Here is a 24,531-nt window from a genome sequence, read left to right as displayed (position 1 = left end):
CGAGGATAAGATGACTAAACGACTTTTTGAAGAAAATGTATATTTAAAGGAAACCAATTGCAGAATAATTGGAAAATCCGAAGTGGAGGGGAAGAAGCTTGTAGAGCTTGATGGCACCATATTCTTTCCTGAAGGCGGAGGACAGCCTTCCGATACTGGAACAATAGGAGAAGCAAATGTCCTATATGTATTTGAAAAAGGAGAAAGGATATACCATCAGGTGGATGTATTCCCCGAAGGTGAGGTTGTGAAATGCATACTTGACTGGAAGAAAAGGCTTGACCATATGCAACAGCATTGCGGTGAGCATATCCTGTCAGGTGTTATGCTAAAGGAATATGGTTTTCACAACAAGGGATTCCACATGGGAGAAGATTATATAACCATAGATATCGATGCCAAGAGTGTTACTGATGAAATGATCAAGAATATTGAACTGAAATGCAACGAGGCAATCTATGAAAACAGAAATATTGAAATTATAACTGTGGACAGTGTTGAAAAGGCAAGGGATTATCCAATAAGAAAAATGCCGGATATAGATGAAGATATCAAAATCGTCAATATAGTGGATACTGACTGCGTAGCCTGCTGTGGAACTCATCCGTCAAAAACAGGCGAGGTAGGACTTGTAAAGATTTTAAGAACTCAGAAATACAAGGGGATGACAAGAATATTCTTCAAATGCGGAATGAGGGCCTTTGAGGATTTTCAAAGGGAGCATGAAATTATATCTACTCTCAACAGGAAATATTCTTCAGACCTTGATACTCTAATCGATAGAAATGACAAGGAAACCATGAAGATGGACGAGATGAAGAATGATTTGAAAAGTTTGAGGAAACAGTTGTCAAAATATGATGCAAAAACCCTGATGGAAGAAGCTGAAGGTGAAAAAATATCAAAGCTGTTCGAATACAAGACGGCGGAGGAACTTGACAATATAGTTTCTGAACTTGCTGACATGGGAAGCTTTGAGATTATTCTTTCATCAGGAAAGGACAAAAGGATAGTATATGCAAACAATACAGACAACGGCAACAGCTGCGGCAAGATATTCAAGGAAAACATTAAGGATTACAATGGCAGGGGCGGTGGAAAGAACGAGCGGGCTCAAGGGTCCTTTGCAGACAAGGAAGATTTGATCAAGTTCCACAATTTCCTTAAAACTTTGTAATTGACAAGGCACTGGCGTGAATGTATAATTATGAATAGTAAGTTTAACTGAATACTTTTGTATTATTCAAGTGTGTCAATTCTAAGGCTTTGCTAAGAAAGTCACACCGATAGGGTATGTTTGGAAACAGACATATCTCCCGTGTTTGGAATGAATAATTATATTTGATTTTCTATGGCAGTATAGAAGATTTAACGTGTATAATTTGCGGGCATTCCTTAGGGGATGTCCGTTTTTTATAGCAACCATTATCATAATTTGGAGGAGAATTAGATGAAGAAAAAAGTATTATTAATGCTTGTACTGGTTATAAGCATGGTGATGTATGTTGGATGTTCACCAGCAGAGACAGTTGAAGAACCGGCAGAAGATGTCGAACCACAAGAAGAAGCAAATGCGGATGCAGATTCGGAGCCTGCAGCAGAACTGGAGGGAGATCTTGTGATTTACCATGCAGGAAGTCTTTCAGTGCCATTCGGTGAAATGGAAGCTGAATTCGAAGAAATGTATCCCAATGTTGATGTACTCAGGGAGCCTGCAGGTAGTAGAAGTTGCGCCAAGAAAATATCAGAACTCGGCAAAGAAGCACACATAATGGCATCAGCCGATTATACTGTAATCGACAACCTTCTTATTCCTGACTTTGCTGATTTCAACGTATTGTTCGCAAAGAATGAAATGGTTATCGCTTATTCTGAAACAAGCCAGTATGCTGATGAAATCACTAGTGAAAATTGGTATGAAATACTTCTGAGAGATGGAGTGAACTACGGACACAGCGACCACAATGCAGACCCCTGCGGATACAGGTCACTTATGGTATACCAGCTTGCAGAAGATCATTACGGAATCGAAGGACTTGAAGCGGAGCTTGATGCCCACTGTCCGGAGAAGAATATCAGACCTAAGGAAACTGACCTGCTTGCAATGATAGAGACGGGAACACTTGATTATTTCTTTATCTACAGATCGGTTGCAGTACAACACGATCTTCCTTTTGTGGAGCTTCCGGAAGAAATCAATTTAAGCAGTGTTGATTTTACTGACTTCTATGCAACAGCAACAGTTGAGGTGGCAGGTTCAGAGCCTGGACAAACCATAACCCAGGTTGGAAAGCCAATAGTTTATGGAGTGACAATTCCAAAGAATACTCCTGATGAAGCTCTTTCAGTAGCTTTTATCAACTATCTTCTTGACAGGGACAAAGGACTTGCGATAATGGACAAGAACGGACAGCCTGTTTTGGATCCATTGGTTGTATATGGAGAAGAAAACCTTAATGAAGGAATCGCAATAGAGAAATAAAAACAAATACCGCTGCCCTCGGGCAGCGGTATATGACTTATGAGGAGTATACATGAAAGGTAAAAGAGATTTGATACATTCGCTATCAATGATTGCAGGAATAATTATTATATTTTTTATTGTTTATCCCATTTTCATACTTGTAAGTACCACTGATTATGAGATTTTGGGAGAAACAATAAGGGACAGCTCAGTAAGGGATGCCATATGGACAAGTTTGTCCACGGGAAGTATCTCTACACTGATTTCAGCATTTCTTGGAGTTCCCCTGGCTTATGTGCTTGCAAGATTTGAATTCAAGGGAAAAAATATAGTTGAGAGCATACTGGACATACCTCTGGTAATACCCCATACGGTGGTGGGTATCATGCTTCTATCAATGCTAAGTCCGAGAAGTGCTGTGGGAAGCATACTGCAATATATAGGTCTTGAGGTGGTGGGAACAAAAAGGGGCATTGTTCTTGCAATGATGTTTGTAAGCCTGCCCCTAATGATATCGAGTGCAAAAAATGCCTTTATGGGAGTATCAGGCAAGATGGAGAATGTATCCAGGTCACTTGGAGCATCGCATATCCAGACAATAAAAAATGTAACATTACCAAATGCATACAGGGGAATACTTACAGGAATGATACTTACCTGGGCAAGGTCCATAAGTGAATTCGGAGCCGTGGTAATTCTTGCATACCATCCAATGATAGCGCCTACTATAATTTTTGACAGGTTCAATTCCTATGGACTTAAGTATTCAAGACCCATTGCACTTTTACTGATAATTATATCTCTTATAATATTCATAGTTTTCAGAATGCTTACATTGAAAGGAGACAGCAATGATTAGACTTAACAATATAAATGTACAGCTGTCCAAATTTGCACTCAAGAATATTGATCTCCATGTCGAAAAGGGAGAGTTTTATTCACTCCTTGGACCGACCGGGTCCGGAAAATCCATGCTCCTTGAAACCATAGCGGGACTTAAGAATGTTAAGAGCGGAAATGTAATCATAGACAAGATAGACAAGACGAAAGAAAAGCCTGAAAACAGGAATATTTCAATAGTATATCAGGATTTTGCACTTTTCCCCAATATGACAGTGGAGGAGAATATCAAATATGGACTTAGATTCAAGGAAAATGATCCAAAATATGAAGAAAATTATTATAACCTAATAAAAATATTCAATATTGAACATATCACAGACAGATACCCGAAGAACTTAAGCGGCGGAGAGAAACAGAGGACTTCACTGGCAAGGGGTCTTGTAGTAGAACCCAAGATACTCCTGTTGGACGAGCCTTTTTCAGCGCTCGACAACCATACAAAGAAGCAGATAATGCAGCAGATGAAGGAAATTCACAAGCAGTTCGATATTACAATTCTTATGGTTACGCACAATTTCAGTGAAGTATATTATCTTGCAGATAAGGTGGCTATAATAGACGATGGAGAAATAATTCAGGTTAATGAAATTGAAAAAGTATTCAATCAACCTGAGAACAAATTTGTTGCTCAATTTACAGGAATGGAAAACATATTCGAAAGAAAGGATATTGAACTTGGCTTGCCTGAAGAATTATCAGGGGACCCATACATATATGCAGGTATAAGGCCTGAAAACATACACCTTGGAAATGAGATTTGCGATTTGGTTTTTGAAGGAACAATAATCGATGTCTACAATAACGGCACCCATCTTGAAGTTACAGTTGAATACAACAACATGAAATTTATAATATTTACAATAAACCAGTTGATGAATACAAGGCTAAAAAATGGAGAGGCCATACAGTTCGGATTCAATAAAAAAGACGTTTGTTATATTAAATAAATCAAATATTTGAGTAATTCGATGAAATGTAATATCAGTAATGACAGCTGATGATATTGAGACGGTTAAACTGTCTCTTTTTTTATAGCATAGTAAAGAAACAGATAGCAATTGCTTTCAAGGAATCCTTTATGGAAATATACTGATAAAATTTAGAGTTTAAAACAATGGATCAGATTTTTATGAAAAAATAAATTATCATGACAATTTCGGCCGCAATCTTGATGACTGTGCCGCCCAGAATGCCTATTAAAGTTCCTATGCCCGAGCGCAGGGACTTTTTTAGTTCTCTGCCGGTCAGTAATTCTATAATTACTGCACCTGTAAAGGGACCTATTATTATCCCAAGAGGCCCCAGGAAAATCAGACCGATAATTGTACCAATAATAGCACCCTTGGCAGCATGCTTGCTGCCTTCAAAGGCCTTTGTGCCTACTGCGGACGCAACAAAATCAACTCCCAGTATGAATGCACAGGCGATTCCCTGGAGGATGAAGAAATTGACATCGAGACATTCAAATTTTGTCATTACTCCATAGATTATCATACCTCCATAGATTATTCCCACTCCCGGTAGAACTGGAAGAACTGTACCGGCAAGACCGATTATGAATAAGATTACAGCAACTATCAAGGCTAATGTATACATGTAGAACCTCCTGAGTATATTATATCATAGGAAATTGAGAAAAAGATTAAATAACATTAGAAGATAAAATTAAGGTAAAACAACATGGCAAAGGTGCATAAAGGGAAGGATTTATGATATAATAATGAAAATAGATTTATCTCAGTCCCGTATAAAACCCATCATTGCAAGGAGCTGTAAAGAGATGGAAACTGGGATATAGTTGCAGAAAAATTTGTAGAACTTAAGAGAGGTATGTTTTGAAAGATAAAATAATAGCAGGGAAAACAATAACTGAGTGGAAAAATAAATATCCGCTTATGAATGATATAATGGGAGCAAATGAAGTTTTTTGGATAAATCCGAAGCTTGAGAATTTTGAAAAGGCAATGGAGAAAATTTCATTGAATGAGGAAGATGTTAAAGATGCTGAAGCGAGACTATTGCGATTTGCACCATTTATTGAAAAGCACTTTCCTGAGACCTATAGGACAAATGGGATAATTGAATCCATGATTGTTGAAATAAATGACATGAAGATGGCTTTGGAGGAAATCTCCGGTCTTGAGATTCCAGGGATGATGTTGTTGAAGCTTGACAGTCATCTTCCCATATCGGGGTCAATAAAGGCAAGGGGAGGAATCTACGAGGTCTTGAAACATACTGAAGACCTTGCTCTTGCAAACGGGCTGATAGCTCTAGATGATGATTATTCGATTCTGGCCGAAAAAAAGCACAGGGAGTTTTTCAACCGGTATACAATCCAGGTGGGATCTACAGGTAATCTGGGTTTGAGTATTGGAATAATGAGTGCAAAAATCGGATACAAGGTTATTGTACACATGTCATCAGATGCCAAGAAATGGAAAAAGGATATGTTGAGAAGCAAGGGTGTAACTGTTAAGGAATATGATTCAGACTACAGTAAGGCAGTTGAAGAGGGCAGAAAGCTTTCCGATGCAGATCCAATGAGTTATTTTGTTGATGATGAAAATTCAAAGGATCTGTTCCTTGGCTACAGCGTAGCGGCAGCCAGACTGAAAAGACAACTGGATGATTTGGCTATAACCGTTGATGATGAACATCCGCTGTTTGTGTATCTTCCTTGTGGTGTAGGCGGCGGACCGGGAGGAGCGGCATTTGGTTTGAAATTGCTGTTCAAGGACAATGTGCATTGCTTTTTTGCTGAACCGACGCACTCCCCATGCATGCTTATAGGAATGATGACGGAAAAGCATAGTGATATATCTGTTTTTGATTTCGGTCTGGACAATACAACCGAGGCGGATGGCTTGGCGGTAGGTAGAGCGTCAGGGTTTGTAGGAAAGACTATGGATGAACTGCTGAGCGGTATCTATACAGTAGATGATGAAATACTTTATGTGCTTCTAAGCACATTGATAAATAGTGAAAATATTATGCTGGAACCTTCCGCCTGTGCAGGACTACCGGGACCCGTTGAGCTCATTGGAAATGAGAAGACTCTTGGATATCTGCAAAAGCATAATTTGGAAGGAAAGATGGAAAATGCAGCCCATGTTGTTTGGGCCACAGGAGGAAGCATGGTACCTGATGATGTCATGGAAGGATATTATCAAAAGGGAAGGTCATTGATATCAAAAATCTTACAGGAGGGATGAGGATGTCATTTGAAATAGTAAAAGGTGATCTGACAAAGATGGAAGTGGACGCAATAGTAAATGCTGCAAATTCAAGGCTTAAGATGGGTGGTGGAGTATGTGGGGCTATTTTTTCGGCAGCCGGACCCAGGAAGCTGCAGGAGGAATGTGATGCCATAGGGTTTTGCGACACAGGACAAAGTGTTATTACAAAGGGATATGGACTGGCAGCGAAATATGTCATCCACACTGTAGGTCCCGTGTGGAGAGGCGGCAGTCACAATGAACCTGAGCTTCTATACAGCTGCTACAAAACTGCTCTTGAGACAGCCAGGGAAAATGGTCTTGAATCCATTGCCTTTCCGTTGATTTCAGCAGGAATATTTGGATATCCAAAAGACAAGGCTATAGAAGTTGCTGTTGCGGCAATCAGTGAATTCATTGAAAAGAATGAAATGACAGTATATTTGGTGATATTTGACAGCAATATTTATGAGATGGCAAAGAAGCTGTTTCCATCATTATGATATGGAATTTTGACGGGGGGAGATGTGTATATGGAAGTATTCAAATTAAAGAAAGAGGATTATTTTTTAATAGAAACAGCAGCTAAAACTGCAAGGAGGCTTTTGAGGAATCCCGGAATAAAGCCCAGGCAGATAATCGGTCTTGGAAATGCAATGTATGCTTTGGAAAGATTGCCTGAAACAACTAAGGGAGTAAACGTTAAATTTGGCATTGTCTATGATCTTGGCAACCAGTATCTGAATGAAAAAAGAAATGTGGTTTTTACTATAGATGAAGACAAGTTTTGTGCAGCAATGAACAGGAGTACCTACGACAGGGAAGGTGGAAGCGTAAATCTTACGGAGCTTGACTGGAATGTATGTACTGATGGACACGTTGAAGAATATGGAGATATATTTTATCTGGAGGACCATATCAAGGAGCTTTTACATCTAGGAGGGGAAATTTTTGTTGATGATGATTCGGATATAGAATATAAAGATGAAGACCAGTAGGGAGGGTAATATAAATTGAAAGAGAATATTTTCTTGAACAAAACTCTTGAATTGCTTGAAACCAAAGGTGTTAATGAAGCTTATGAATTTATGCTTGATAAAAAGTATGAAGTCAAGACATGGAGTGCACAGTTATATAACTACCTTTATTGTCTTGCGGCCCTTTGTGGAAGAAAAGAAGAGGCAATGGCTTGGCTCAACGAAGTAATAATGATAAAAGGATATTGGTACAGGCCTGAAGTTTTTGATGATGAAGACTTGGATAGTTTGAGAGATGACAACAGGTTCAAAGAATTAAAGGCAATATCGGATAAAAGGTATTTGAATGCAGTTGAAGAAGCAGAGACCATTTGTACCTGGGAGAAAATCAGGGGTGCAGATCTGGCTCTTGCTCTGCACGGCAATCAGCAGAATATTGATATAAGTATTGAGAGCTGGAATTTCCTCAAGAAGTATGGCTATCAGGTCGAATACGTGCAGTCGGCTTTCGTTGATTCCTATGAACTATTCAGATGGGAGGACAATGGTAAAAATCAACTGGCAGGTGTATTGGACAAAATCAATTGGAATAAATATGGAACAAGAACGCTAGGCGGTTTTTCAGCTGGATGCAATGAAATTCTAAAGACATTTATTGTAAAGGATTTTAAATGCGAGCGGATTATTCTTCAGTCTCCATGGATTCCAGTCATAGACAATGAAATTGATGAAATTATGAACTGTCTTAAAGAGAGAGAAACTGAAGTCATAGTGATTTGTGGTGAAGATGACAAGGATTGTATTAGAAGAGCAAATATATTTGTTGACAAGGCTAAAGTTAAGGGACTAAATATCAGTGAATACTGGGTTAAGGGTCTTGGACATGATTTCCCTGATGATTTTGAAGATTATCTACTTGAAGTCATGGTCAGGAATTGATAGTTGAAATATTAGAAGGAATTAATAAATATAGTACATGCATAAAAAGTGCAGATGCTATATTTTTTATTTGTCACAAGGAATAAACTCCGGATTAAATATTAATAATTTTAAGAAATTTTCAACATGGAATTCTGTTATAATATAGAATAATGAGTAATTTTTTAATGGAATAGAAAATAGTTGAATCGAGGACAGATTTATATGAGAATACTTTATACCTTGGCAGCCGCTTCCATAGGCGGGCTTATAGGGTTGAAACTTAAACTTCCTGCAGGGGCCTTTATTGGAGCCATGTTTGCAAGTGCATTATACAATATTATTCTTGGAAGTGGATATATTCCTTTTGAAATGAGGATTTGCGCGCAGATAGTAATAGGTGCATATATTGGACTCAGCTTTTCCAAGGAAAGCATAGGGCAGATAAGGGATATGATCGGACCGATAATTGTTATGGTTTTGGGATTGTTTCTTGCCAGCATACTTCTGGGACTCTTTGTTTCAAAGGTTACTGGAGTGGATCTTGTAACTTCAATGCTTGGAAGTTCACCGGGAGGACTGACAGAAATGTCTATAATAGCAGATTCGTATGATGCAGATGTATCCAAAGTAGTAATAATGCATTTGATGAGGTTGATAGGCGTAGTTGTAATACTTCCGGCCTTGATCAGGAAGGTAATTGAAATTTTTGGCTCTTTTTAGGAAAAAAATAGTGAAATTTCCTGATTTGGTGTTATAATAGCAAATGAAAACAAAAATTATTAAAGTAGAAAGGAATTAAATATGTCACTTTATAAAGAATGGCTTGATTTTGCAGGCGAAGAACGTGATCAAAATGAATATGACAGGTTCTGGACAGAGTATTTCAAAAAAGAGCAGGCAGTATATGAAAAAATACTTGAAAACCATAAGGTCGTAATTGAAGGAAAGCTTGCTGCACTGGCAGAAGAATTTGATATGACTCCTTCGGTTTTTACTGGATATATGGACGGAATAAATACGAGTCTTGTGGAGGAAGTGGATCTTGAGTCATTGACTGAAGACAGCGATATAAAGCTTGCAGTGGATTTTGAGAAGCTTTACTACAACATGCTTGATGCAAAAGCCGACTGGCTGTATAACATTCCAGCATGGGACCAGGTCTTGACTGCAGATGCAAGAAAGACTATCAAGAAAGAACACAATAAGACAAAGACTGTCGTAAAAGGCAAGAAAATAGGAAGAAATGAACCATGTCCATGCGGCAGCGGCAAGAAATACAAAAAATGCTGCATGAACAAGGAAAACGAGTAATCACCAAAATCAATATATGAATCCTAAATATGCAGGACACCAACGTTTCAAGGGGTTATGCATATCTTAACTTTTTTATACTATGAAAAAAACAGCTATTGCCGGATTAACCGGATGTAGCTGTTTTTCTTGTATTGACCATCAAGGTCCGGTGTTTTTGCATTGAGCAGGCAGACTATCTTCCAAAAAAGGTCTTGTTATTGATGCATCGGAATGAAGCAGTTTTTCCGGAGTTCCGGCAAAAAGTATATTGCCGCCGGAAGTCCCTCCGCCAGGGCCGAGTTCTATGATATAGTCCGAACCCTTCATTATGTCAAGGCTGTGTTCTATGATGAACAGACTGTTGCCCTGGTCTACAAGGTGGTTGAAGAGATCCATAAGCATTTTCATATCATTGAGATGGAGGCCGTCAGTAGGTTCATCCATGATGAATATGCTTCCTTTCCTGTTAAGTTGACTTGCCAGTTTCACTCTCTGGAGTTCACCGCCGGAGAGGGTAGACATTGATTGATTTAGATGAAGGTATCCAAGCCCTGTTTTCTGAAGAGACTTAAGCTTTTCTGCAAATTCATTGTCTCCGAAGAATTCTACTGCATTGTTGACTGTCATATCCATAACTTCTGAAATGTCTTTATTCCTGTATTTGTAAACAAGAACTTCCTTTGCATATCTTTTTCCGTTGCATAGATCGCATAGCGTTTCAATTGAGTCCATGAAGCCCATTTCTGAAACTATGATTCCCTTGCCATTGCATGCAGGGCAGGCGCCTTCGGAATTGAAGCTGAAAAGCTTTTTGCTCACTTTGTTTTCCAATGCAAAAAGTTCTCTTATATTGTCTGATATGTCAAGATAAGTTGCAGGTGTTGACCTTGAGTTAATACCAATACTTTTTTGATGAATGGCTATAATATCTTCGGTACAGTTGTTTTCAAAATGATCCATAAGTGAACTTTTACCAGAACCTGCAACTCCGGCAATTACTGTCAGTACACCAAGGGGAAGGTCAATGGTTATGTTTTTCAAATTATGGAGGTTTGCATTTTCAATAGTTATCCAGTCTTTCGGATTTCTGAAGGCCTTTTTCAAAGGTGTTTTTTCTCTGAGAAGCTTTCCGGTCAGGTTATCTGAATCCAAAAGTTTTTCATAGGTGTTGCTGAACATTATTTCTCCACCCTTTGATCCTCCGGAGGGTCCCATATCGATGACATGGTCAGCAAGCTCTATTATTGCCCTGTTGTGTTCGACTATGAGTATTGTATTGCCCCTGTCCTTAAGCATTCTGAGGGAATTTTTCAAAAGGTCTATGTCATGGGGATGAAGTCCCGCACTGGGTTCATCAAGGACATAAACCATATCAGTCAGGGATGAGTTTATGTATTTGGCAATCTTTGTTCTTTGTGCTTCACCCCCTGACAATGTTCCTATATTCCTGTCAAGGCTGATATACCCAAGTCCTATATCCTTTAACGCCTGCAGCCTTTTAATGATTTCGGCCTTAATGTCTTCGGCAAGATGATGGCTGATTTGTGAAATGAAATCCATGGCATCGGGTATTGACATGGAAGCTACATCCGATATGTTTTTACCGATTATCCTGCATGACCTGATTTTTTCATTGTATCTCGTTCCATTGCATTGTGGACATATTGCAGTCGTTATCATTGTTTCGAGAATTTTCTGGTGTCGTTTCCCCTCTTTCTGATTTATGATGCTTCGATACATCCTGGGGTATATACCCTCGAATTTGGCTGATTTAGGCCAGTTGGGAGGAGGATTTTTTAGTCTTGTCTGAGGGGAGTGAAGGAAGAGGTTCAGTTCTTTTTCGCTATAGTCTTTTATTTTCTTGTCCAGGTCAAAGAGTCCGCTGTAGGCATATCTTTTCCACCTCCATGCTCCCGTGGTGAAAGCAGGGAAATTTATTACACCTTCATCATTTAGGGATTTGTCAAAGTCCACCAGTTTGTGGATATCGAGTTCGGTAGTAACGCCAAGCCCCTCACATTTTTTGCATTGCCCTGAAGGATGGTTGAAAGAAAAAATATCCGAATACCCTGCAAAGGGTTCCCCAATTCTTGAAAACAGCAACCTTAAAAGGGAGTGGATGTCCGTATAGGTTCCTACCGTCGATCTTGAATTGGAAGAAGGCTTTTTCTGATCAAGAAGTATTGTTACAGGAAGATTTTCTATACGCTCTACATCGGGTCTTCCATATTTTGGAAGATACTGTTGAATAAAGCTGGGGAAAGTCTTGTTCAGTTCTCTCCTTGACTCTGCAGCTATTGTATCCAGACAAATAGATGATTTGCCTGAGCCGGATACTCCTGTAAAGACGGTTATCTTCTTTTTGGGAATTTCAAGGCTGATATTTTTTAGATTGTTTTCATTTGCATTCACTATTTTTATATGGTCAAATCTATTGTTATCCATTTTTACAATCCCTGTATTATTTCATTTTTTGCCATGACCATTTTTATTTTGAAATATGATATTTCTTCAGGCAGAACTTCCTTTATGTTTCTGAGAAGTTCAGTGCCCGCCTGGTCAATGGCTTCAAGTATATCTGTTTCTTCATCATCGGTGAAAAATTCATCAAAGGAATCAACAAGACCTTCATAAGTGGATTTGCACATATGTTCTTCGATGGTCCTCAGCTTTATGTTTCTTTCTTCGGCGATTTCCTTCAATGACTTGCCTGCCTTGTACATATCGAAGGTAATGAGGTGAGTTTTGACCTTCTCAGTCATACCTCTTTTTGACGATGATTTGACAGCCGATGTATTGATGGTGATGACTTTATCCTCATCTATTTCAATGCTTTTTTCATTCATATATGACCTTATTGCTTCAACAAACATATTTCCATATTTATCCGCTTTTGAAGCACCTACTCCTGAAATCTGCAGAAGTTGCACCTTATTTACGGGAAGATGAATGCTCATTTCCTTTATGGTCCTGTCATGGAAGATTATGTAAGGAGGCACGTTTTCGTTTCTGGCGGTTGAATTCCTCAATGACAAAAGCCTGTTGAAGAGTTCGCTGTCCATATCTTTCTGGACAATTGCTTTTTCTACATTTCTGTATACCTTCACTTCGTTGCGCAAGACTTTTTTAGATAAATTCGAAAGCTTGGCAATGGGAAACTTGTCCTCTGTTATTATGATATATCCTTCTGCAGCAAGGATGTTTATGAGTTCTACAATTTCCTCTGTTGAGTATTCTTCCATGATGCCGTATGTCGAGAGTTTGTTGAGACCGAAGTTCAGCACCTTCTTGTTTTGCGACCCCTTCAGTACAAGGGCGATCATATTGGCGCCGAATCTCTGGCCGGCTCTGTGGATGCATGAAAGGATTTTTTGTGCTTCCAGTGTAATGTCCACCTTTTCGAAGTCATCACTGCAGTTTGTACAGTTGCTGCAGCTGTCTTTTCCATAAATTTCGCCAAAATAACCAAGAATGTATTTCCTGAGGCAGTCGCTGGTATAGCAGTAGTCATTCATTATTTTCAACTGCGAATACTTGTGGTTTTGTCTTTCTACATTGTCTATGCTGTTTTCTATCAGATATTTCTGTATGGTTATATCCTGTCTTCCGAAGAGGAGGATGCATTCTGAATCCAGTCCGTCTCTTCCAGCTCTTCCTGCTTCCTGATAATAGTTTTCTATTGACTGAGGCATATTGTAGTGGATTACAAATCGTATGTTGGATTTGTCTATTCCCATACCGAAGGCATTGGTTGCAAATACGACTTTGGTATCGTCATACATGAACCTTTCCTGGTTTTCAGTTCTTTCACCGGGGGACATGCCGCCGTGGTATCTGGATACGGGATATCCCTTTTTCGAGAACTTACTGTACAATTCATCAACCCTTTTTCTTGTTGCGCAGTACACTATGCCTGATGAGTCCCTGTGGTTATGAAGATAGCTTTCTATGAAGAGATCCCTGTCCAGACCTCTTAAAACCCTTAGTTCCAGATTTTCTCTGTCAAATCCTGAAATGAATATCTCTGGATTGCTTAATCCCAGAAGGTTTACGATGTCTTTTTTTACTTCCTCATTGGCAGTGGCAGTAAATGCAGCAACAACAGGCCTTTTATCGAAAGAACTTATAAAGGTGCTTATATTTCTATATCCGGGTCTGAAATCATGACCCCATTGGGAAACACAGTGTGCCTCGTCAACTGCTATCATGTCTACTGACTTGTTTAACAGGATGGATTTAAATCCTTCTAGCTCAAGCCTCTCTGGAGATACATAGAGAAGCTTGCATCGGTTTTCTTCAATGGCTTCCAACGCTTCGGAATATTCAGCCTGGCTTTGTGAACTGTTGATATATTCTGCAGGAAGACCAATTCTTTTCAATTCGTCAACCTGATCCTTCATGAGTGATATGAGCGGGGAGATGACTATGCTAAGCCCGTTGAACATGAGACTGGGAATCTGATAGCATATGGATTTGCCCCCGCCTGTAGGCATGATTGTAAAGACGTCATTGCCTTCAACAATGTTTTCGATTATTTCCTTTTGCTTGTTCCTGAATTCATCATAGCCGTATAAAGTTTTTAGTATTTCATATATTTTTTCCATTGATTGCTCCTATTGATATGATATGCAATTCAATAACGATTAATTTCAACTAAAGTATTATAACATAAAATTAAGGTCACAAAGGATGTTTGAAACAAAAAAGCTGACTGCACAGATAAAATCTGTACAGCCAGCATATGATTTTGTTTATTCTGTTTCATCTTTGTTTTGGTTAGTGTCGGTATTTTCAACGCTTGCAGCCCATTTTTTCATGTCCGGCAATAGCTCTCTAAGTTCCATGGGAAGAGGGAAGAGTATGGTTGTGGATCTTGAATCGGCTGCTTCCGAAAGGGATCTGAGCATTCTCAGTGTCATTGAACCATTTTGTTTAGCCAGTATTTCCGTAGCCTGGGCAAGCTTAACGGCTGCTTGCTTTTCACCGTCTGCCTGAATAACTACAGCCCTCCTGTTACGCTCGGCCTCAGCCTGCTTTGCAATTGCCCTTTGCATTTCCTGAGGCAGGGTTACATCCTTCATTTCGACGGCTGTCACCTTGATTCCCCATGGGTCCGTTGCCTCATCCACGATCTTTTGTATTACCTTGTTAAGCTTTTCTCTTTCCGACAACAGTTCGTCAAGATATGCCTGACCGACCACGCTTCTAAGGGTTGTTTGTGCATATTCAATTGTTGCCTCATGGTATTTTTCTACATTTACAATGACCTTGTCCGGAGCTACTACACGGTAGTAGAGTACGGCGTTGATCTTGCAGGTGACATTGTCCTTCGTAATTACTTCCTGTGTGGGAACATCAAAGACAATGGTTCTTAGGGGAACCCGTACTATTCTATCGATTATTGGAATTATGATTATGAGACCGGGACCCTTGACTCCTACAAGCCTGCCAAGTCTGAAAAGAACGCCTCTTTCGTATTCAAGGATAATTTTTATGGCTAGTCGGAGTATGAGAACAAGAAAAATCAAAACTCCAACAGCGGTTAAAAATCTGTCATCAAGAAAAAACATCTTTATACCTCCCTGGACCTTTTGTCCTTATCATTATTTGATTTTTCGACTATTACGTTCATTCCTTCTCGTTTGACTACAATTATTTTTTCGCCTGATTCTATAATGCTGCCGTCATTGCTGATTCCGTTCCATATTTCTCCCTGTACCTTTACAAGACCTTTGGGATTCAAGGCATCAATGACAGTGCCTTCCTTGCCGTTAAATTCGGAATCACCATGCACGACCTTGCTTTTTCTAAGCCTTATAATACCGCTCAGAATAACTACCATCAGGATGCCGCTGCCAATACCAATTCCTATTGCCATCATCCTGAAGCTTCTGAACCATCCTGCCGGCATCAGTGGTTCCACAGGAAGGAAGAGTATACCGAGAATTATGCTGACAATGCCGCCAAAAGCCAGTATCCCAAAGGTTGGAGTGAAGGCTTCGGCTACAAGTAGTGCTATTCCCAGCAGAAGCATGGCTGCTGCGAAGATGTTGACCTCGAAAAGCCCAAGACCGTATAGTCCAAGCATGAGTGCTATGGCTCCCAGTACTTCTGGTACGAAGGTTCCTGGTGCATTGAAGCCAATGATTATGCCGTAAATACCTACTATGACAAGTATGAATGTAATCTGAGGATTGCTGACAATATCCGTAATCCTGTCTACAGCGGTCATCTCAAGGGGTTGGATATTTGCATTTCTTGTGTTCAGTACGATGTCTTCATTGTTTGCTGTGACAACTGTTCCGTGGACTGCATCAAGAAGTTCTTCAAGAGTATTGGGAATGTAGTCAATGATATTTTTTTCCAGAGCTTCATATGCGTTTAGAGTGAGATTTTCAGTCACGAATTTTTCGGCGACATCAGTTGCACGCCCTCTTTCCTGTGCAATGCTTTTGATATGACCTGCCAGGAAATTGATTGTTTTGTCATCGGCTGTCTGGGTAGTGCCTTCAGTAGGGGATATGACCACAGGCATGGCAGCACCGCATGTTGTGCCTGGAGACATTGCGGCGATATTTCCGCTAAGGAGGATGAAGCTGCCGGCGGAGGCCGCGATAGCTCCCTGAGGGTATACATAGGTGATCACAGGTGTCTTGGAATTAAGCATCAGTTGCATGATATCAATGGTTGATGCTACCAGACCTCCGGGCGTATCTATAAGAAAGACTATTGCATCGGCATTCATATCCTCAGCTGTTTCAAGGCTTCTTCTAATGTGTTCCGTAGTACCTGCTGTTATTGTATTTTTGATTTCGATTGTTAAAACAAGGGGAGAGTCATTCTGGGCGGTAGTAAATACTGAAGAAAAAATGGATGTCAGGAGAATCAATAATAAAATCAGCATTGTGTACCGTCTGATTTCTTTAAACATTTCGACCATCCTTTGTATCGTTGGATATTAGACAAGTTATTTCTACTTAATTTAATTATAACACATTCATTGAAAAGTTATAAGAGGTCTGAGAAAATCTCCTTAACTGTGTAATACCAAAGCTTCAAGGGATTACACATTTAAACTTTCGTAGACTATAAAAACCCAGGGCAAGATGAAGAAATCCCCCTGGGTTGACGGCTGTTTTTATGATACAGAATATATGTATACATTGTCTCTTTTGTATTTGTGTATTTTCCCATTTTGCTGAAGGTAGTCAAGATGTGCTGCAGCCTCTCCTACGGCAAACCATTTCTGGTGTGGAGGGAAGTCTTTCCAGTCATTAAGTCTGACTGACCACGTCATTTTAGAAGCGACTTCATAAGATGAAAGTCCGCCGCTGTTTTCTACTATGGAATAAGCTTCATCAAGTCTTTCCATATGGTGTTCAATGAGTTCATTGATCCTCTTTTTATCATCTCCCATGGCATTTCGGTGAGACGAAAGAGTGTGTTCAACTTCCAGATCCTTCAATTTTTCAAGGCTTTTAAGATAGCAACCCAACGAATTGGTAATGCCCGGAAGGGGGCTTATGTTGGGAGTGATATCGAAAATTATATGATCGCCGCTGAACAATATTTTCTTGTCCCTTATATACAGGCACATGTGCCCTGGAGTATGTCCCGGAGTGAAGATTGTTTCCAGCCTGACTCCACCAAGGTCAAATACATGACCGTCTTCAACTGCAGTATACAAAGTGTCTTTTGGAGGAGCATATTTTACAATGGGATTGGTATCCTTGTTAACTAGAAACTCACTTTCGGAGAAACCTTGATTTACGAATTTGTCTTTTGTATCATCCCAGTAGGTGCCTTTGCAGAAGTATTCAAGATATGTCTTGTCAAGTGAACCAATAAATATTTTGCTGGATTCGGAGGCTATTCTTCCGCACAATCCTGTATGGTCTGAATGAAGATGGGTAAGGAATATGTCGGTGTTTTTCATAGTGGCACCGATTTCTGTTAATCCTTCAGTCAAAGCTTCGTAACAGATGTCATTGTTGAATCCAGTGTCAACAAGAAGGTTTCTTTTTTTACCTTTTATATAATAGCTGTTCAAGTTCTTCAGCGGATTGTTTGGAAGTGGAACTTCTATCAGATATATGTTTTTAAAGATTTCTTTTGTCATTTTTTATCACTTTCCTTAATAAGTTTTATGAACCATTATATAAAAAAATCATTGGAAATACAAGAACACAATAAAATAACCGCATACTATTTCCGTAGAAATGAGAATATTTTTCGAAAGGATATTAGTAAAATAGAATTCAATATTGTTGAAAATATGACGATCCTCTGGTAAAATAAGGTATAATAAAAACAGATATTATATTGTTCGAAGGAATATATATAAGGACCAAATATTACAGTTCGATTATCAGGGAGCTTGTCATGAATAATAAGAACAGAATTGAAAAAATAAATGAAGAACTCAATGAAACCATGGAATCGTTGCAGAATGTCAGAATAATACAGAAAAAGATAGCAAGTGTAAGCGAATCCCTGGGTTATCTGAAGAATCAGCGGGAAGAGCTTTACATAAAGCTGGAGAAGGAAGAGAAGGACGTTGAAAAGCTCAACAACTTCACCTTTGAAAATCTTTTTTGCACCCTGACAAGCAGCAAGACAGACAAGCTCCAAAAGGAAGAGGAAGAAGTGCTTGAAGTCAAATCAAGGATAGACCGCCTTAACTATGAAATCCAAGCGGAGGAAAGACAGCTTAAAAACCTCAAGTCAGATAAAAGCTCCAGACTGAAATTGAAGAAAAGATATGCTGAATTGCTGAATGAAAAAAGAGAAATCATCAAAACTATCTATCCTGGAATATGGCGGGAACTTGAAAAAAGAAACGAGGAGATAGATTGTCTGAAGCTTAAGCTGAAGGAGATAAAGGAAGCGGTTTTTGCAGGAGAAAGAGCATCAGCCCAGGTTGGAAAGATCCAGAAAACTCTTCAGTCAGCGGCGAACTGGGGAACCCTTGATATGGTGGGAGGAGGCCTCTTGTCTTCCGTAGCAAAAAGAAACAAGATGAGAGAAGCTCAGGACCAGATTCACGATTTCCAGCATACCCTGAGGAAATTCAGCAGGGAGTTGAAGGATGTAGACTTGGAAATAATAATAGACCTCGGTATTGATGATTTTCTAGGTTTTGCAGACTGGTTTTTCGATGGGCTTCTAGTCGACTGGATGGTACAGTCCAAAATCAACAATGCAAGGGATCAAGTAAACAGCCTGGACAGTAAAATAAACAACCTCATAAACAGGCTAAGAATGGAATTGAAAAGGACTGATAGTCAGATTAAGGACCTGGAAGAGATAAACAGGAATGAAATTATAGCAGTTGAAAGGGAGTCTTGATTTGATGTCCTGAGGAATGGAGATGATATTTTGGAAGCAAGTACTTGGATAGCAATTTATATGCCTATATATATTTTGTTGTTTGTAATTAGACCGAGTCAGATAAGAAACATATTGCTTGCAAGACTATTAAAAAAGAGAAGAGGTGTTGTAATGACGAATGAACTTGTGAAAAGGCTTATAGGCAAAAGATGTACAATTTCGACAGGGTCCATGGGTTCCACTTTCAAGAAGGCAAAAATACTGAATGTCGTGGACAACTGGATCAGTGTGGAAATCAATGGGAGGGAAGACCTTATCAATGCCGATTATGTTCAGTATATCAAGGTGGTCGACTGAAAAGGTAATATAAGAAAATGAAATCTTCTGTTAAAGATGCCAGTCTTTAGTGGAAGATTTTTGCATTTGTGTTATAATCATTAGACGCAACAAATATCAATTGTAAAAGGAAGAATAATGAAATTCAATATAAAAATTCAGTTCGATGACGGCCTTCATGCCAGACCGGCATCTGACTTGGTAAAGCTATGCAATGGCTTTGCATCCAAATCATTTGTGACATGCAAGGGAAAAACAAAAAACATGAAAAGCATCATTGAAATAATGTCTTTAGGACTTTCCAAAGGCGATGTAATGGAAATTGAAGTAGTGGGAGAAGATGAAGCTGAAGCGACGCGCTCGATAAGGGGGTTTTTCAAGGAGAATGACGATGAGTGATATTCTTCTTGGAATAAAGGTGGATGAAAATACAGTTTGTAGAAAAAGGCTTGAAATATACAGAAGGACAATTGAAAGATCCCCAAGGATAAACAACGGCAAAATCACTTCCTTGTCACCTTTAGACCTGAAACTCATATTTGACCTCTATGACGAAATATTTTTCAATCATTGGTTCAACAAAAAATGCAGCAGCAGGATAGAATTTTCAATATCCAAAAGGATGACAAGAAGTGCAGGTATGGTGAAGTGTTCAATAAACAAGAGGTCAGGTGAAAAGAATTTTATACTTCAGATAGGTGTCAATTTCTTTTTCAACTATGATGAACTCGAAAGTGAGAAGAATGTATGCGGGATAAAAACAGGGGATAGCCTTGAAGGATTGCTCCTTGTTTTCGAACATGAGATATGTCATATTATAGAATTTATAAGCTATGGGAAGTCAAGTTGCAGAGGTAAAAGATACAAGACTATAGCGAGGAATCTATTCAGCCATGTTTCAAGCTATCATCAGCTTCCTACATACAGGCAGATTGCCGGAACAAAGCATGGCGTGTCAGTAGGGGACTGTGTAGTGTTCCATCACCGTGGAAGGCAGAAGACTGGCTTTGTCAATGCAATCAACAAAAGAGCCACAGTAATGGTAAGACATGAAGAGGGTCAATATATTGACAGTAAAAACAACAGGTATGTGAAATTTTACGTACCTTTGGGTATTTTGGAAAAAGCTTGAGATAAACAATTGTGATATAATCTTAATAAATACAAATGATGATGGTGATGGACTATGAATATTATTAAATGGCTCCTTTCAGGCGATGTGTCTATAGTGTATCAGGTAAAAAGGGATATTCTTGGTATAGACGATATGCAATTTAAAACAAGAATAGAGAAGGAAGGGTATGGCAGAGACTTCCTTGAAAGACAAAACATCAATGGTCACTGGGGGCGGTCGTTTTACCAGCCGAAATGGACAAGTTCCCATTATACGCTGCTTGATCTGAAGAACCTTAATATTGGAAAGACATCAGCCATAGAAAGAACAATTGAGAAAATACTGGATGAGAATATTGAAGAGGATGGAGGTGTGAATCCTCACAGGTCTGTTCCAAAAAGTGATGTATGTATAAATGGTATGGCTCTTGATTATATGTGTTGGTTCGGGGCCCAAGAGAATAAACTGGAGAGTATTGTAGATTTCATAATAAGTCAGCATATGCCTGATGGAGGCTTTAATTGCAGGTTGAATTATTCGGGAGCTGTTCATAGTTCTCTTCATTCCACCTTGTCTGTACTTGAAGGAATAAGGACTTATGAAGAACAGGGATATAGCTACAGGCTTCATGACCTTCTTGAAATAGAAAAGAAGGGGAGGGAATTCATCCTTGAGCACAGGCTTTACAAGTCTGACAAGACAGGTGAAATTATAAGCAAGAGTTTTCTCATGCTGTCATATCCGTCAAGATGGAAATATGATATCCTAAGGGCACTTGTATATTTCGCAAATGCCGGTGTACCATATGACGATAGAATGAATGACGCACTTGACGTGCTTGTTTGCAAGCAACGAAAGAATGGAACCTGGCCCGTTCAGGCAAAGCATCCTGGAAAAGTGCATTTTGATATGGAGAAAACAGGAAGCGACAGCAGATGGAATACATATAGGGCACTGAAGGTGCTTGTTAAATATAGGAAAAGCCATATCATGAATCGGGTACTGGATAAGCTTTCACTGGAATTCGATAGGGCAAATGTGAAATATGGAATAGGAGCATCACTTTTGTTGAAGACCTGGGGGCTCTCTGAATTTGCCAATGATATTGACATCATAATTTCCTATGAAGACCGGGAAAAAGCCATAAGAGTTCTTGATGAACTTGGTGTAGAAAAGAGTGAAAAGAATCTGGAGCTTTACAGTACGGAGCTTTTCAAAACCTACAATGTCGATGGCATAAATATAGATATAATGTCAAACTTTACAATTAAGACAGATGAAGGATCTTATACATATCCCTTTGATGATGACAGAATTACCGGAATGAAGGTCCTCCAGTGTGAAAATATTCCAACCATGTCCCTTGAAAACTGGCTTGTAGCATATGATCTTATAAAGAGGAAGGTCAAGGCTGAAAAAATAAAAAATCACCTGGTGCAGAATGGATTCAACAGAAGGATAATAGAAGATGCCCTTGAAAAAGAGCTTAATAAAGACACAAGGAAGATGCTGGCGGAATTGTTAAATCTTAAATAGCATCTTTGACAGTAATTGAATTATCTGGGAAGATACAGCCGGCCAGGCAATAATAATATTGAAATTATTGAACTTCAGTTCTATAATTAATCTATGAGTTTATAACAGATAATGGAGGAATTATGGAATATACTAGTGTACTTTTGTCCAAGAAGGACAAGATTGGATATGTAACCTTGAACAGACCCGAGAACAACAATACTTTCAACATACCCTTGGCAATAGAGCTTAATGAAGGATTGATGGAGCTGGAAAGGGATGACGATGTAAATGTTATAGTGATCGATGCAAACGGCAAGAACTTCTGTACGGGAATAGAGGTTGACTATGTCGATGGGAAACCATTCCATGATTATATACAGTGGATAGGATATATGGAGAAAATGAATCTTACAATCGCCGAGATGGGCAAGCCTGTCATTGCATCTGTAAAAAACATAGCGGTGGCAAACGGCATCGGCCTGGTTGCGGCCTGCGATCTCGCAATAGCTGCGGAAAATGCAAAATTTGGTGCAACGGCAGTGAATGTGGGCCTTTTCTGCATGGGACCTGCAGTGCCTCTTCTGAAAAGCCTAGGCAGGAAGAAAACCCTTGAACTTATAATGACTGGAGACATGATAAATGCAGTTGAAGCTGAGAGACTGGGACTTGTAAACAAGGTTGTACCGACGGAGAATCTTGAAGAGGAAACCTACGCATTTGCGAAAAAATTGGCAGACAAGAGTCCTTTGGCAATGAAGCTGGGAAAAGAGTCTTTCTACAAAATGGAAGACCTGGACTACAAAAGTGCCATGGAACTTACTAACAACCATTTTGCAGCACTCTGCACTACGGAGGATGCCCAGGAAGGCGTGGATGCATTTTTGAACAAGAGAAAGCCTACATGGAAGAATAAATAAAAAACGACCACCGGATAATTTACCGGTGGTCGTTTTATAGGGAGGGGAATACACTTTTTTAGCATCGGTGGCTTTCCATAATTTCTATAATTGTAGCATCAACGTTGGACATTCCCTTTTTGCTGAGAATTCCAAGATTCTTTATTGATTCTTCTGCAGAGCCGGTTACAATACCATTGTTGTCGCTGGCATAGTGATTGTAAAGCGCATAAATAGCAGATTGGACTGCGGATGCTGCAGCTGTTCCAAGTTTTAGTGCACAGCCTGGCTTGGCACCGTCACATATTACACCTGCCTGATTTGCTATCATATTTTTGATTGAGTTTTCAAGTTGCTCAGTTGTGCCGCCCATGAGCCATACTATACCGCAGGTGGCACCTGTGGAAGCAGCTATGGAACAACCGCAAAGGGGAGTAAGCCTGCCTACATAATTTTTTATATAGCCTGTAATCACGTGGCTTATGGCTAATGCCCTGGCAATCTTTTCATCACTTGCTTTGTGATATTCTCTGTATGCGGCAATTGGGAGTATTGCTGTCAAGCCGTGATTTCCACTTCCATTAGAACTCATTACGGGAATAGCCATTCCGGACATTCTCGCATCAGAAGCCGCTGCTGTCAGCATCATTGCAGTGTTTGGGAAATCTTCCGTCAGCAGGCCGTCATCGATCGCTTTCTTTATAGCGGCTCCGACACCTATTCCAAGTTTTCCGGAGAGCCCCGTTTCTGCAGCGCGCATATTCATTTCCAAACCGTCAAGCATGAACGATATGTCTTCAAATTCCAACTCTTCTACTGCCTCTATGAGTTCTCTTATAGGTGTGTTATAGAATTCTTCATCAGGCATCAAATCTGTTGCAGCATTGGCTTGTGTATCTTCTTTTTTTAAAAACATGTCTTTGTCGTTGAGGGTGATTGAAATCAGATTGTCATGCTTTTTTACAATTACTGCTTTGGATACATCTTTGCCGCTTTTGATTGTTGCTTCCAGATACACATTTTCATCGGTATCGAGAAGGCTTACCTTTGCCTTGTTGCAGTTGAGGAGTTCAACAGCCTTGTTCCTTTCTTCAGCGCTGACTTCACCAAGAATCTCCAGACCTTTTTCGTGAGTTCCTATAACAGCACCAAGGGCCGCAGCAACATCAAGACCAGTCTTTTCGATTCCGGGTATACCGACATTCATTCCGTTCTTGTAGATGTTGGGGCTTATTTTTACTCTTATTTCATCAATCTCTCCACTGATTACAGATTTTGCCGCAGCTGCAGCCAGTGCTATGGCAACGGGTTCAGTGCATCCAACTGCAGGCTTTACATCGTTTCTTAAGAGTTTCATTACATTCCCCATATTTTTTGTAATAATTGTATTCATATTATTCTCTCCTTAATTAATTGGATGATTTTCTTATGTCAATATATAAAGCAAGTATCATGCCAAGAATTCAAAGAGGGAGAAATGTTGGAAATTAAAGGTTTAAAGATTTTTTAGCAATAATAAATCTCAAAACGATACAAAAATGATAAAATTCTCGTATCAAAA

General features: G+C 39.4%; 23 protein-coding genes and 1 riboswitch. Of the genes, 16 read left to right on the top strand and 7 right to left on the bottom strand.

Annotated features, from left to right (window positions below; translation table 11 throughout):
• Positions 1-10 precede the first annotated feature (10 nt).
• The 4 genes from BUB05_RS09265 (at position 11) to BUB05_RS09250 (ending at position 4,314) form a co-directional block, all read left to right on the top strand.
• Positions 11-1,177: an alanyl-tRNA editing protein gene (locus tag BUB05_RS09265; RefSeq protein ID WP_073049325.1), complete on the top strand. Its 1,167-nt coding sequence runs from the start codon at positions 11-13 to the stop codon at positions 1,175-1,177.
• A gap of 52 nt (positions 1,178-1,229) precedes the next feature.
• A riboswitch (molybdenum cofactor riboswitch) is annotated at positions 1,230-1,349 on the top strand.
• A 101-nt stretch (positions 1,350-1,450) separates the two neighbouring features.
• Positions 1,451-2,482: a tungstate ABC transporter substrate-binding protein WtpA gene (gene wtpA, locus BUB05_RS09260; protein ID WP_073049324.1), complete on the top strand. Its 1,032-nt coding sequence runs from the start codon at positions 1,451-1,453 to the stop codon at positions 2,480-2,482.
• Positions 2,483-2,534: 52 nt separating this feature from the next.
• Positions 2,535-3,323, top strand: coding sequence for an ABC transporter permease (locus tag BUB05_RS09255; RefSeq protein ID WP_073049323.1), 789 nt, complete (start codon positions 2,535-2,537; stop codon positions 3,321-3,323).
• Positions 3,316-4,314, top strand: a complete 999-nt coding sequence (locus tag BUB05_RS09250) for an ABC transporter ATP-binding protein (protein ID WP_073049322.1) — start codon at positions 3,316-3,318, stop codon at positions 4,312-4,314. The genes BUB05_RS09255 and BUB05_RS09250 overlap by 8 nt, the downstream gene beginning before the upstream one ends.
• 172 nt (positions 4,315-4,486) lie before the next feature.
• On the opposite strand, the gene BUB05_RS09245 is transcribed toward BUB05_RS09250, so the two are convergent.
• The gene (locus BUB05_RS09245; protein ID WP_073049321.1) at positions 4,487-4,963 is read right to left on the bottom strand and encodes a DUF456 domain-containing protein; all 477 of its coding nucleotides are present in this window, start codon (positions 4,961-4,963) and stop codon (positions 4,487-4,489) included.
• Positions 4,964-5,202: 239 nt separating this feature from the next.
• Here BUB05_RS09245 and BUB05_RS09240 point away from each other — a divergent pair, with 239 nt between their 5' ends.
• From BUB05_RS09240 to BUB05_RS09215, 6 genes are all read left to right on the top strand, one after another.
• Positions 5,203-6,582 carry a D-serine ammonia-lyase gene (locus tag BUB05_RS09240; RefSeq protein WP_073049320.1) on the top strand — a complete coding sequence of 460 codons (1,380 nt, stop codon included), beginning with the start codon at positions 5,203-5,205 and terminating at the stop codon, positions 6,580-6,582.
• Between the two features lie 2 nt (positions 6,583-6,584).
• On the top strand, positions 6,585-7,088 hold the full coding sequence (locus BUB05_RS09235; RefSeq protein WP_073049319.1) for a macro domain-containing protein: 504 nt from the start codon (positions 6,585-6,587) through the stop codon (positions 7,086-7,088).
• A gap of 30 nt (positions 7,089-7,118) precedes the next feature.
• The gene (locus BUB05_RS09230; protein ID WP_073049318.1) at positions 7,119-7,583 is read left to right on the top strand and encodes a hypothetical protein; all 465 of its coding nucleotides are present in this window, start codon (positions 7,119-7,121) and stop codon (positions 7,581-7,583) included.
• A 15-nt stretch (positions 7,584-7,598) separates the two neighbouring features.
• Positions 7,599-8,501 carry a TPR end-of-group domain-containing protein gene (locus BUB05_RS09225; protein ID WP_073049317.1) on the top strand — a complete coding sequence of 301 codons (903 nt, stop codon included), beginning with the start codon at positions 7,599-7,601 and terminating at the stop codon, positions 8,499-8,501.
• Positions 8,502-8,705: 204 nt separating this feature from the next.
• Complete coding sequence (locus BUB05_RS09220) at positions 8,706-9,203, top strand: AbrB family transcriptional regulator (RefSeq protein WP_073049316.1); 498 nt, start codon at positions 8,706-8,708, stop codon at positions 9,201-9,203.
• An 81-nt stretch (positions 9,204-9,284) separates the two neighbouring features.
• Positions 9,285-9,794 (top strand): SEC-C metal-binding domain-containing protein, encoded by a 510-nt coding sequence (locus tag BUB05_RS09215; RefSeq protein ID WP_073049315.1) that lies wholly within the window; start codon positions 9,285-9,287, stop codon positions 9,792-9,794.
• A gap of 141 nt (positions 9,795-9,935) precedes the next feature.
• Here the strand turns inward: BUB05_RS09215 and BUB05_RS09210 are convergent, their stop codons facing one another.
• The 5 genes from BUB05_RS09210 to BUB05_RS09190 form a co-directional block, all read right to left on the bottom strand.
• Positions 9,936-12,221, bottom strand: a complete 2,286-nt coding sequence (locus BUB05_RS09210) for an ATP-binding cassette domain-containing protein (protein WP_073049314.1) — start codon at positions 12,219-12,221, stop codon at positions 9,936-9,938.
• Between the two features lie 2 nt (positions 12,222-12,223).
• The gene (recQ, locus tag BUB05_RS09205; RefSeq protein WP_073049313.1) at positions 12,224-14,380 is read right to left on the bottom strand and encodes a DNA helicase RecQ; all 2,157 of its coding nucleotides are present in this window, start codon (positions 14,378-14,380) and stop codon (positions 12,224-12,226) included.
• Between the two features lie 147 nt (positions 14,381-14,527).
• Positions 14,528-15,346 (bottom strand): slipin family protein, encoded by an 819-nt coding sequence (locus BUB05_RS09200; protein WP_073049312.1) that lies wholly within the window; start codon positions 15,344-15,346, stop codon positions 14,528-14,530.
• 2 nt (positions 15,347-15,348) lie between these two features.
• Positions 15,349-16,707, bottom strand: a complete 1,359-nt coding sequence (locus BUB05_RS09195) for an NfeD family protein (RefSeq protein WP_175548540.1) — start codon at positions 16,705-16,707, stop codon at positions 15,349-15,351.
• Between the two features lie 207 nt (positions 16,708-16,914).
• Positions 16,915-17,895, bottom strand: coding sequence for an MBL fold metallo-hydrolase (locus BUB05_RS09190; RefSeq protein WP_073049311.1), 981 nt, complete (start codon positions 17,893-17,895; stop codon positions 16,915-16,917).
• A 263-nt stretch (positions 17,896-18,158) separates the two neighbouring features.
• On the opposite strand from BUB05_RS09190, the gene BUB05_RS09185 reads away from it, so the two are divergent.
• The 6 genes from BUB05_RS09185 (at position 18,159) to BUB05_RS09160 (ending at position 22,991) form a co-directional block, all read left to right on the top strand.
• Entirely contained in the window at positions 18,159-19,124 is a 966-nt protein-coding gene (locus BUB05_RS09185) for a hypothetical protein (protein ID WP_073049310.1), read from the top strand.
• A 30-nt stretch (positions 19,125-19,154) separates the two neighbouring features.
• Entirely contained in the window at positions 19,155-19,463 is a 309-nt protein-coding gene (locus BUB05_RS18850; protein ID WP_245819830.1) for an SH3 domain-containing protein, read from the top strand.
• Between the two features lie 117 nt (positions 19,464-19,580).
• On the top strand, positions 19,581-19,841 hold the full coding sequence (locus BUB05_RS09175) for an HPr family phosphocarrier protein (protein WP_073049309.1): 261 nt from the start codon (positions 19,581-19,583) through the stop codon (positions 19,839-19,841).
• Positions 19,834-20,574 carry a SprT-like domain-containing protein gene (locus BUB05_RS09170; RefSeq protein ID WP_073049308.1) on the top strand — a complete coding sequence of 247 codons (741 nt, stop codon included), beginning with the start codon at positions 19,834-19,836 and terminating at the stop codon, positions 20,572-20,574. The genes BUB05_RS09175 and BUB05_RS09170 overlap by 8 nt, the downstream gene beginning before the upstream one ends.
• 54 nt (positions 20,575-20,628) lie before the next feature.
• The gene (locus tag BUB05_RS18670) at positions 20,629-22,092 is read left to right on the top strand and encodes a hypothetical protein (RefSeq protein WP_073049307.1); all 1,464 of its coding nucleotides are present in this window, start codon (positions 20,629-20,631) and stop codon (positions 22,090-22,092) included.
• Positions 22,093-22,214: 122 nt separating this feature from the next.
• Positions 22,215-22,991 carry an enoyl-CoA hydratase/isomerase family protein gene (locus tag BUB05_RS09160; RefSeq protein WP_073049306.1) on the top strand — a complete coding sequence of 259 codons (777 nt, stop codon included), beginning with the start codon at positions 22,215-22,217 and terminating at the stop codon, positions 22,989-22,991.
• A gap of 58 nt (positions 22,992-23,049) precedes the next feature.
• On the opposite strand, the gene BUB05_RS09155 is transcribed toward BUB05_RS09160, so the two are convergent.
• Positions 23,050-24,363 carry an L-cysteine desulfidase family protein gene (locus BUB05_RS09155; protein ID WP_245819828.1) on the bottom strand — a complete coding sequence of 438 codons (1,314 nt, stop codon included), beginning with the start codon at positions 24,361-24,363 and terminating at the stop codon, positions 23,050-23,052.
• Positions 24,364-24,531 lie beyond the last annotated feature (168 nt).

The organism is Dethiosulfatibacter aminovorans DSM 17477 (assembly GCF_900142005.1).
GTDB classification, from domain to species: Bacteria; Bacillota; Clostridia; order Tissierellales; family Dethiosulfatibacteraceae; genus Dethiosulfatibacter; species Dethiosulfatibacter aminovorans.
The sequence above is the reverse complement of the archived record's forward strand: the minus strand, read 5'-3'. Positions and strand labels throughout refer to the sequence as shown.

What these genes read in the sequence shown, in the direction of transcription:
- BUB05_RS09265 (WP_073049325.1), top strand. Translation starts at nt 11, where the DNA reads ATGACTAAACGACTTTTTGAAGAAAATGTATATTTAAAGGAAACCAAT.
- wtpA (WP_073049324.1), top strand. Translation starts at nt 1,451, where the DNA reads ATGAAGAAAAAAGTATTATTAATGCTTGTACTGGTTATAAGCATGGTG.
- BUB05_RS09255 (WP_073049323.1), top strand. Translation starts at nt 2,535, where the DNA reads ATGAAAGGTAAAAGAGATTTGATACATTCGCTATCAATGATTGCAGGA.
- BUB05_RS09250 (WP_073049322.1), top strand. Translation starts at nt 3,316, where the DNA reads ATGATTAGACTTAACAATATAAATGTACAGCTGTCCAAATTTGCACTC.
- BUB05_RS09245 (WP_073049321.1), bottom strand. Translation starts at nt 4,963, where the DNA reads ATGTATACATTAGCCTTGATAGTTGCTGTAATCTTATTCATAATCGGT.
- BUB05_RS09235 (WP_073049319.1), top strand. Translation starts at nt 6,585, where the DNA reads ATGTCATTTGAAATAGTAAAAGGTGATCTGACAAAGATGGAAGTGGAC.
- BUB05_RS09230 (WP_073049318.1), top strand. Translation starts at nt 7,119, where the DNA reads ATGGAAGTATTCAAATTAAAGAAAGAGGATTATTTTTTAATAGAAACA.
- BUB05_RS09220 (WP_073049316.1), top strand. Translation starts at nt 8,706, where the DNA reads ATGAGAATACTTTATACCTTGGCAGCCGCTTCCATAGGCGGGCTTATA.
- BUB05_RS09215 (WP_073049315.1), top strand. Translation starts at nt 9,285, where the DNA reads ATGTCACTTTATAAAGAATGGCTTGATTTTGCAGGCGAAGAACGTGAT.
- BUB05_RS09210 (WP_073049314.1), bottom strand. Translation starts at nt 12,221, where the DNA reads ATGGATAACAATAGATTTGACCATATAAAAATAGTGAATGCAAATGAA.
- recQ (WP_073049313.1), bottom strand. Translation starts at nt 14,380, where the DNA reads ATGGAAAAAATATATGAAATACTAAAAACTTTATACGGCTATGATGAA.
- BUB05_RS09200 (WP_073049312.1), bottom strand. Translation starts at nt 15,346, where the DNA reads ATGTTTTTTCTTGATGACAGATTTTTAACCGCTGTTGGAGTTTTGATT.
- BUB05_RS09195 (WP_175548540.1), bottom strand. Translation starts at nt 16,707, where the DNA reads ATGTTTAAAGAAATCAGACGGTACACAATGCTGATTTTATTATTGATT.
- BUB05_RS09190 (WP_073049311.1), bottom strand. Translation starts at nt 17,895, where the DNA reads ATGACAAAAGAAATCTTTAAAAACATATATCTGATAGAAGTTCCACTT.
- BUB05_RS09185 (WP_073049310.1), top strand. Translation starts at nt 18,159, where the DNA reads ATGAATAATAAGAACAGAATTGAAAAAATAAATGAAGAACTCAATGAA.
- BUB05_RS09175 (WP_073049309.1), top strand. Translation starts at nt 19,581, where the DNA reads ATGAAATTCAATATAAAAATTCAGTTCGATGACGGCCTTCATGCCAGA.
- BUB05_RS09170 (WP_073049308.1), top strand. Translation starts at nt 19,834, where the DNA reads ATGAGTGATATTCTTCTTGGAATAAAGGTGGATGAAAATACAGTTTGT.
- BUB05_RS18670 (WP_073049307.1), top strand. Translation starts at nt 20,629, where the DNA reads ATGAATATTATTAAATGGCTCCTTTCAGGCGATGTGTCTATAGTGTAT.
- BUB05_RS09160 (WP_073049306.1), top strand. Translation starts at nt 22,215, where the DNA reads ATGGAATATACTAGTGTACTTTTGTCCAAGAAGGACAAGATTGGATAT.
- BUB05_RS09155 (WP_245819828.1), bottom strand. Translation starts at nt 24,363, where the DNA reads ATGAATACAATTATTACAAAAAATATGGGGAATGTAATGAAACTCTTA.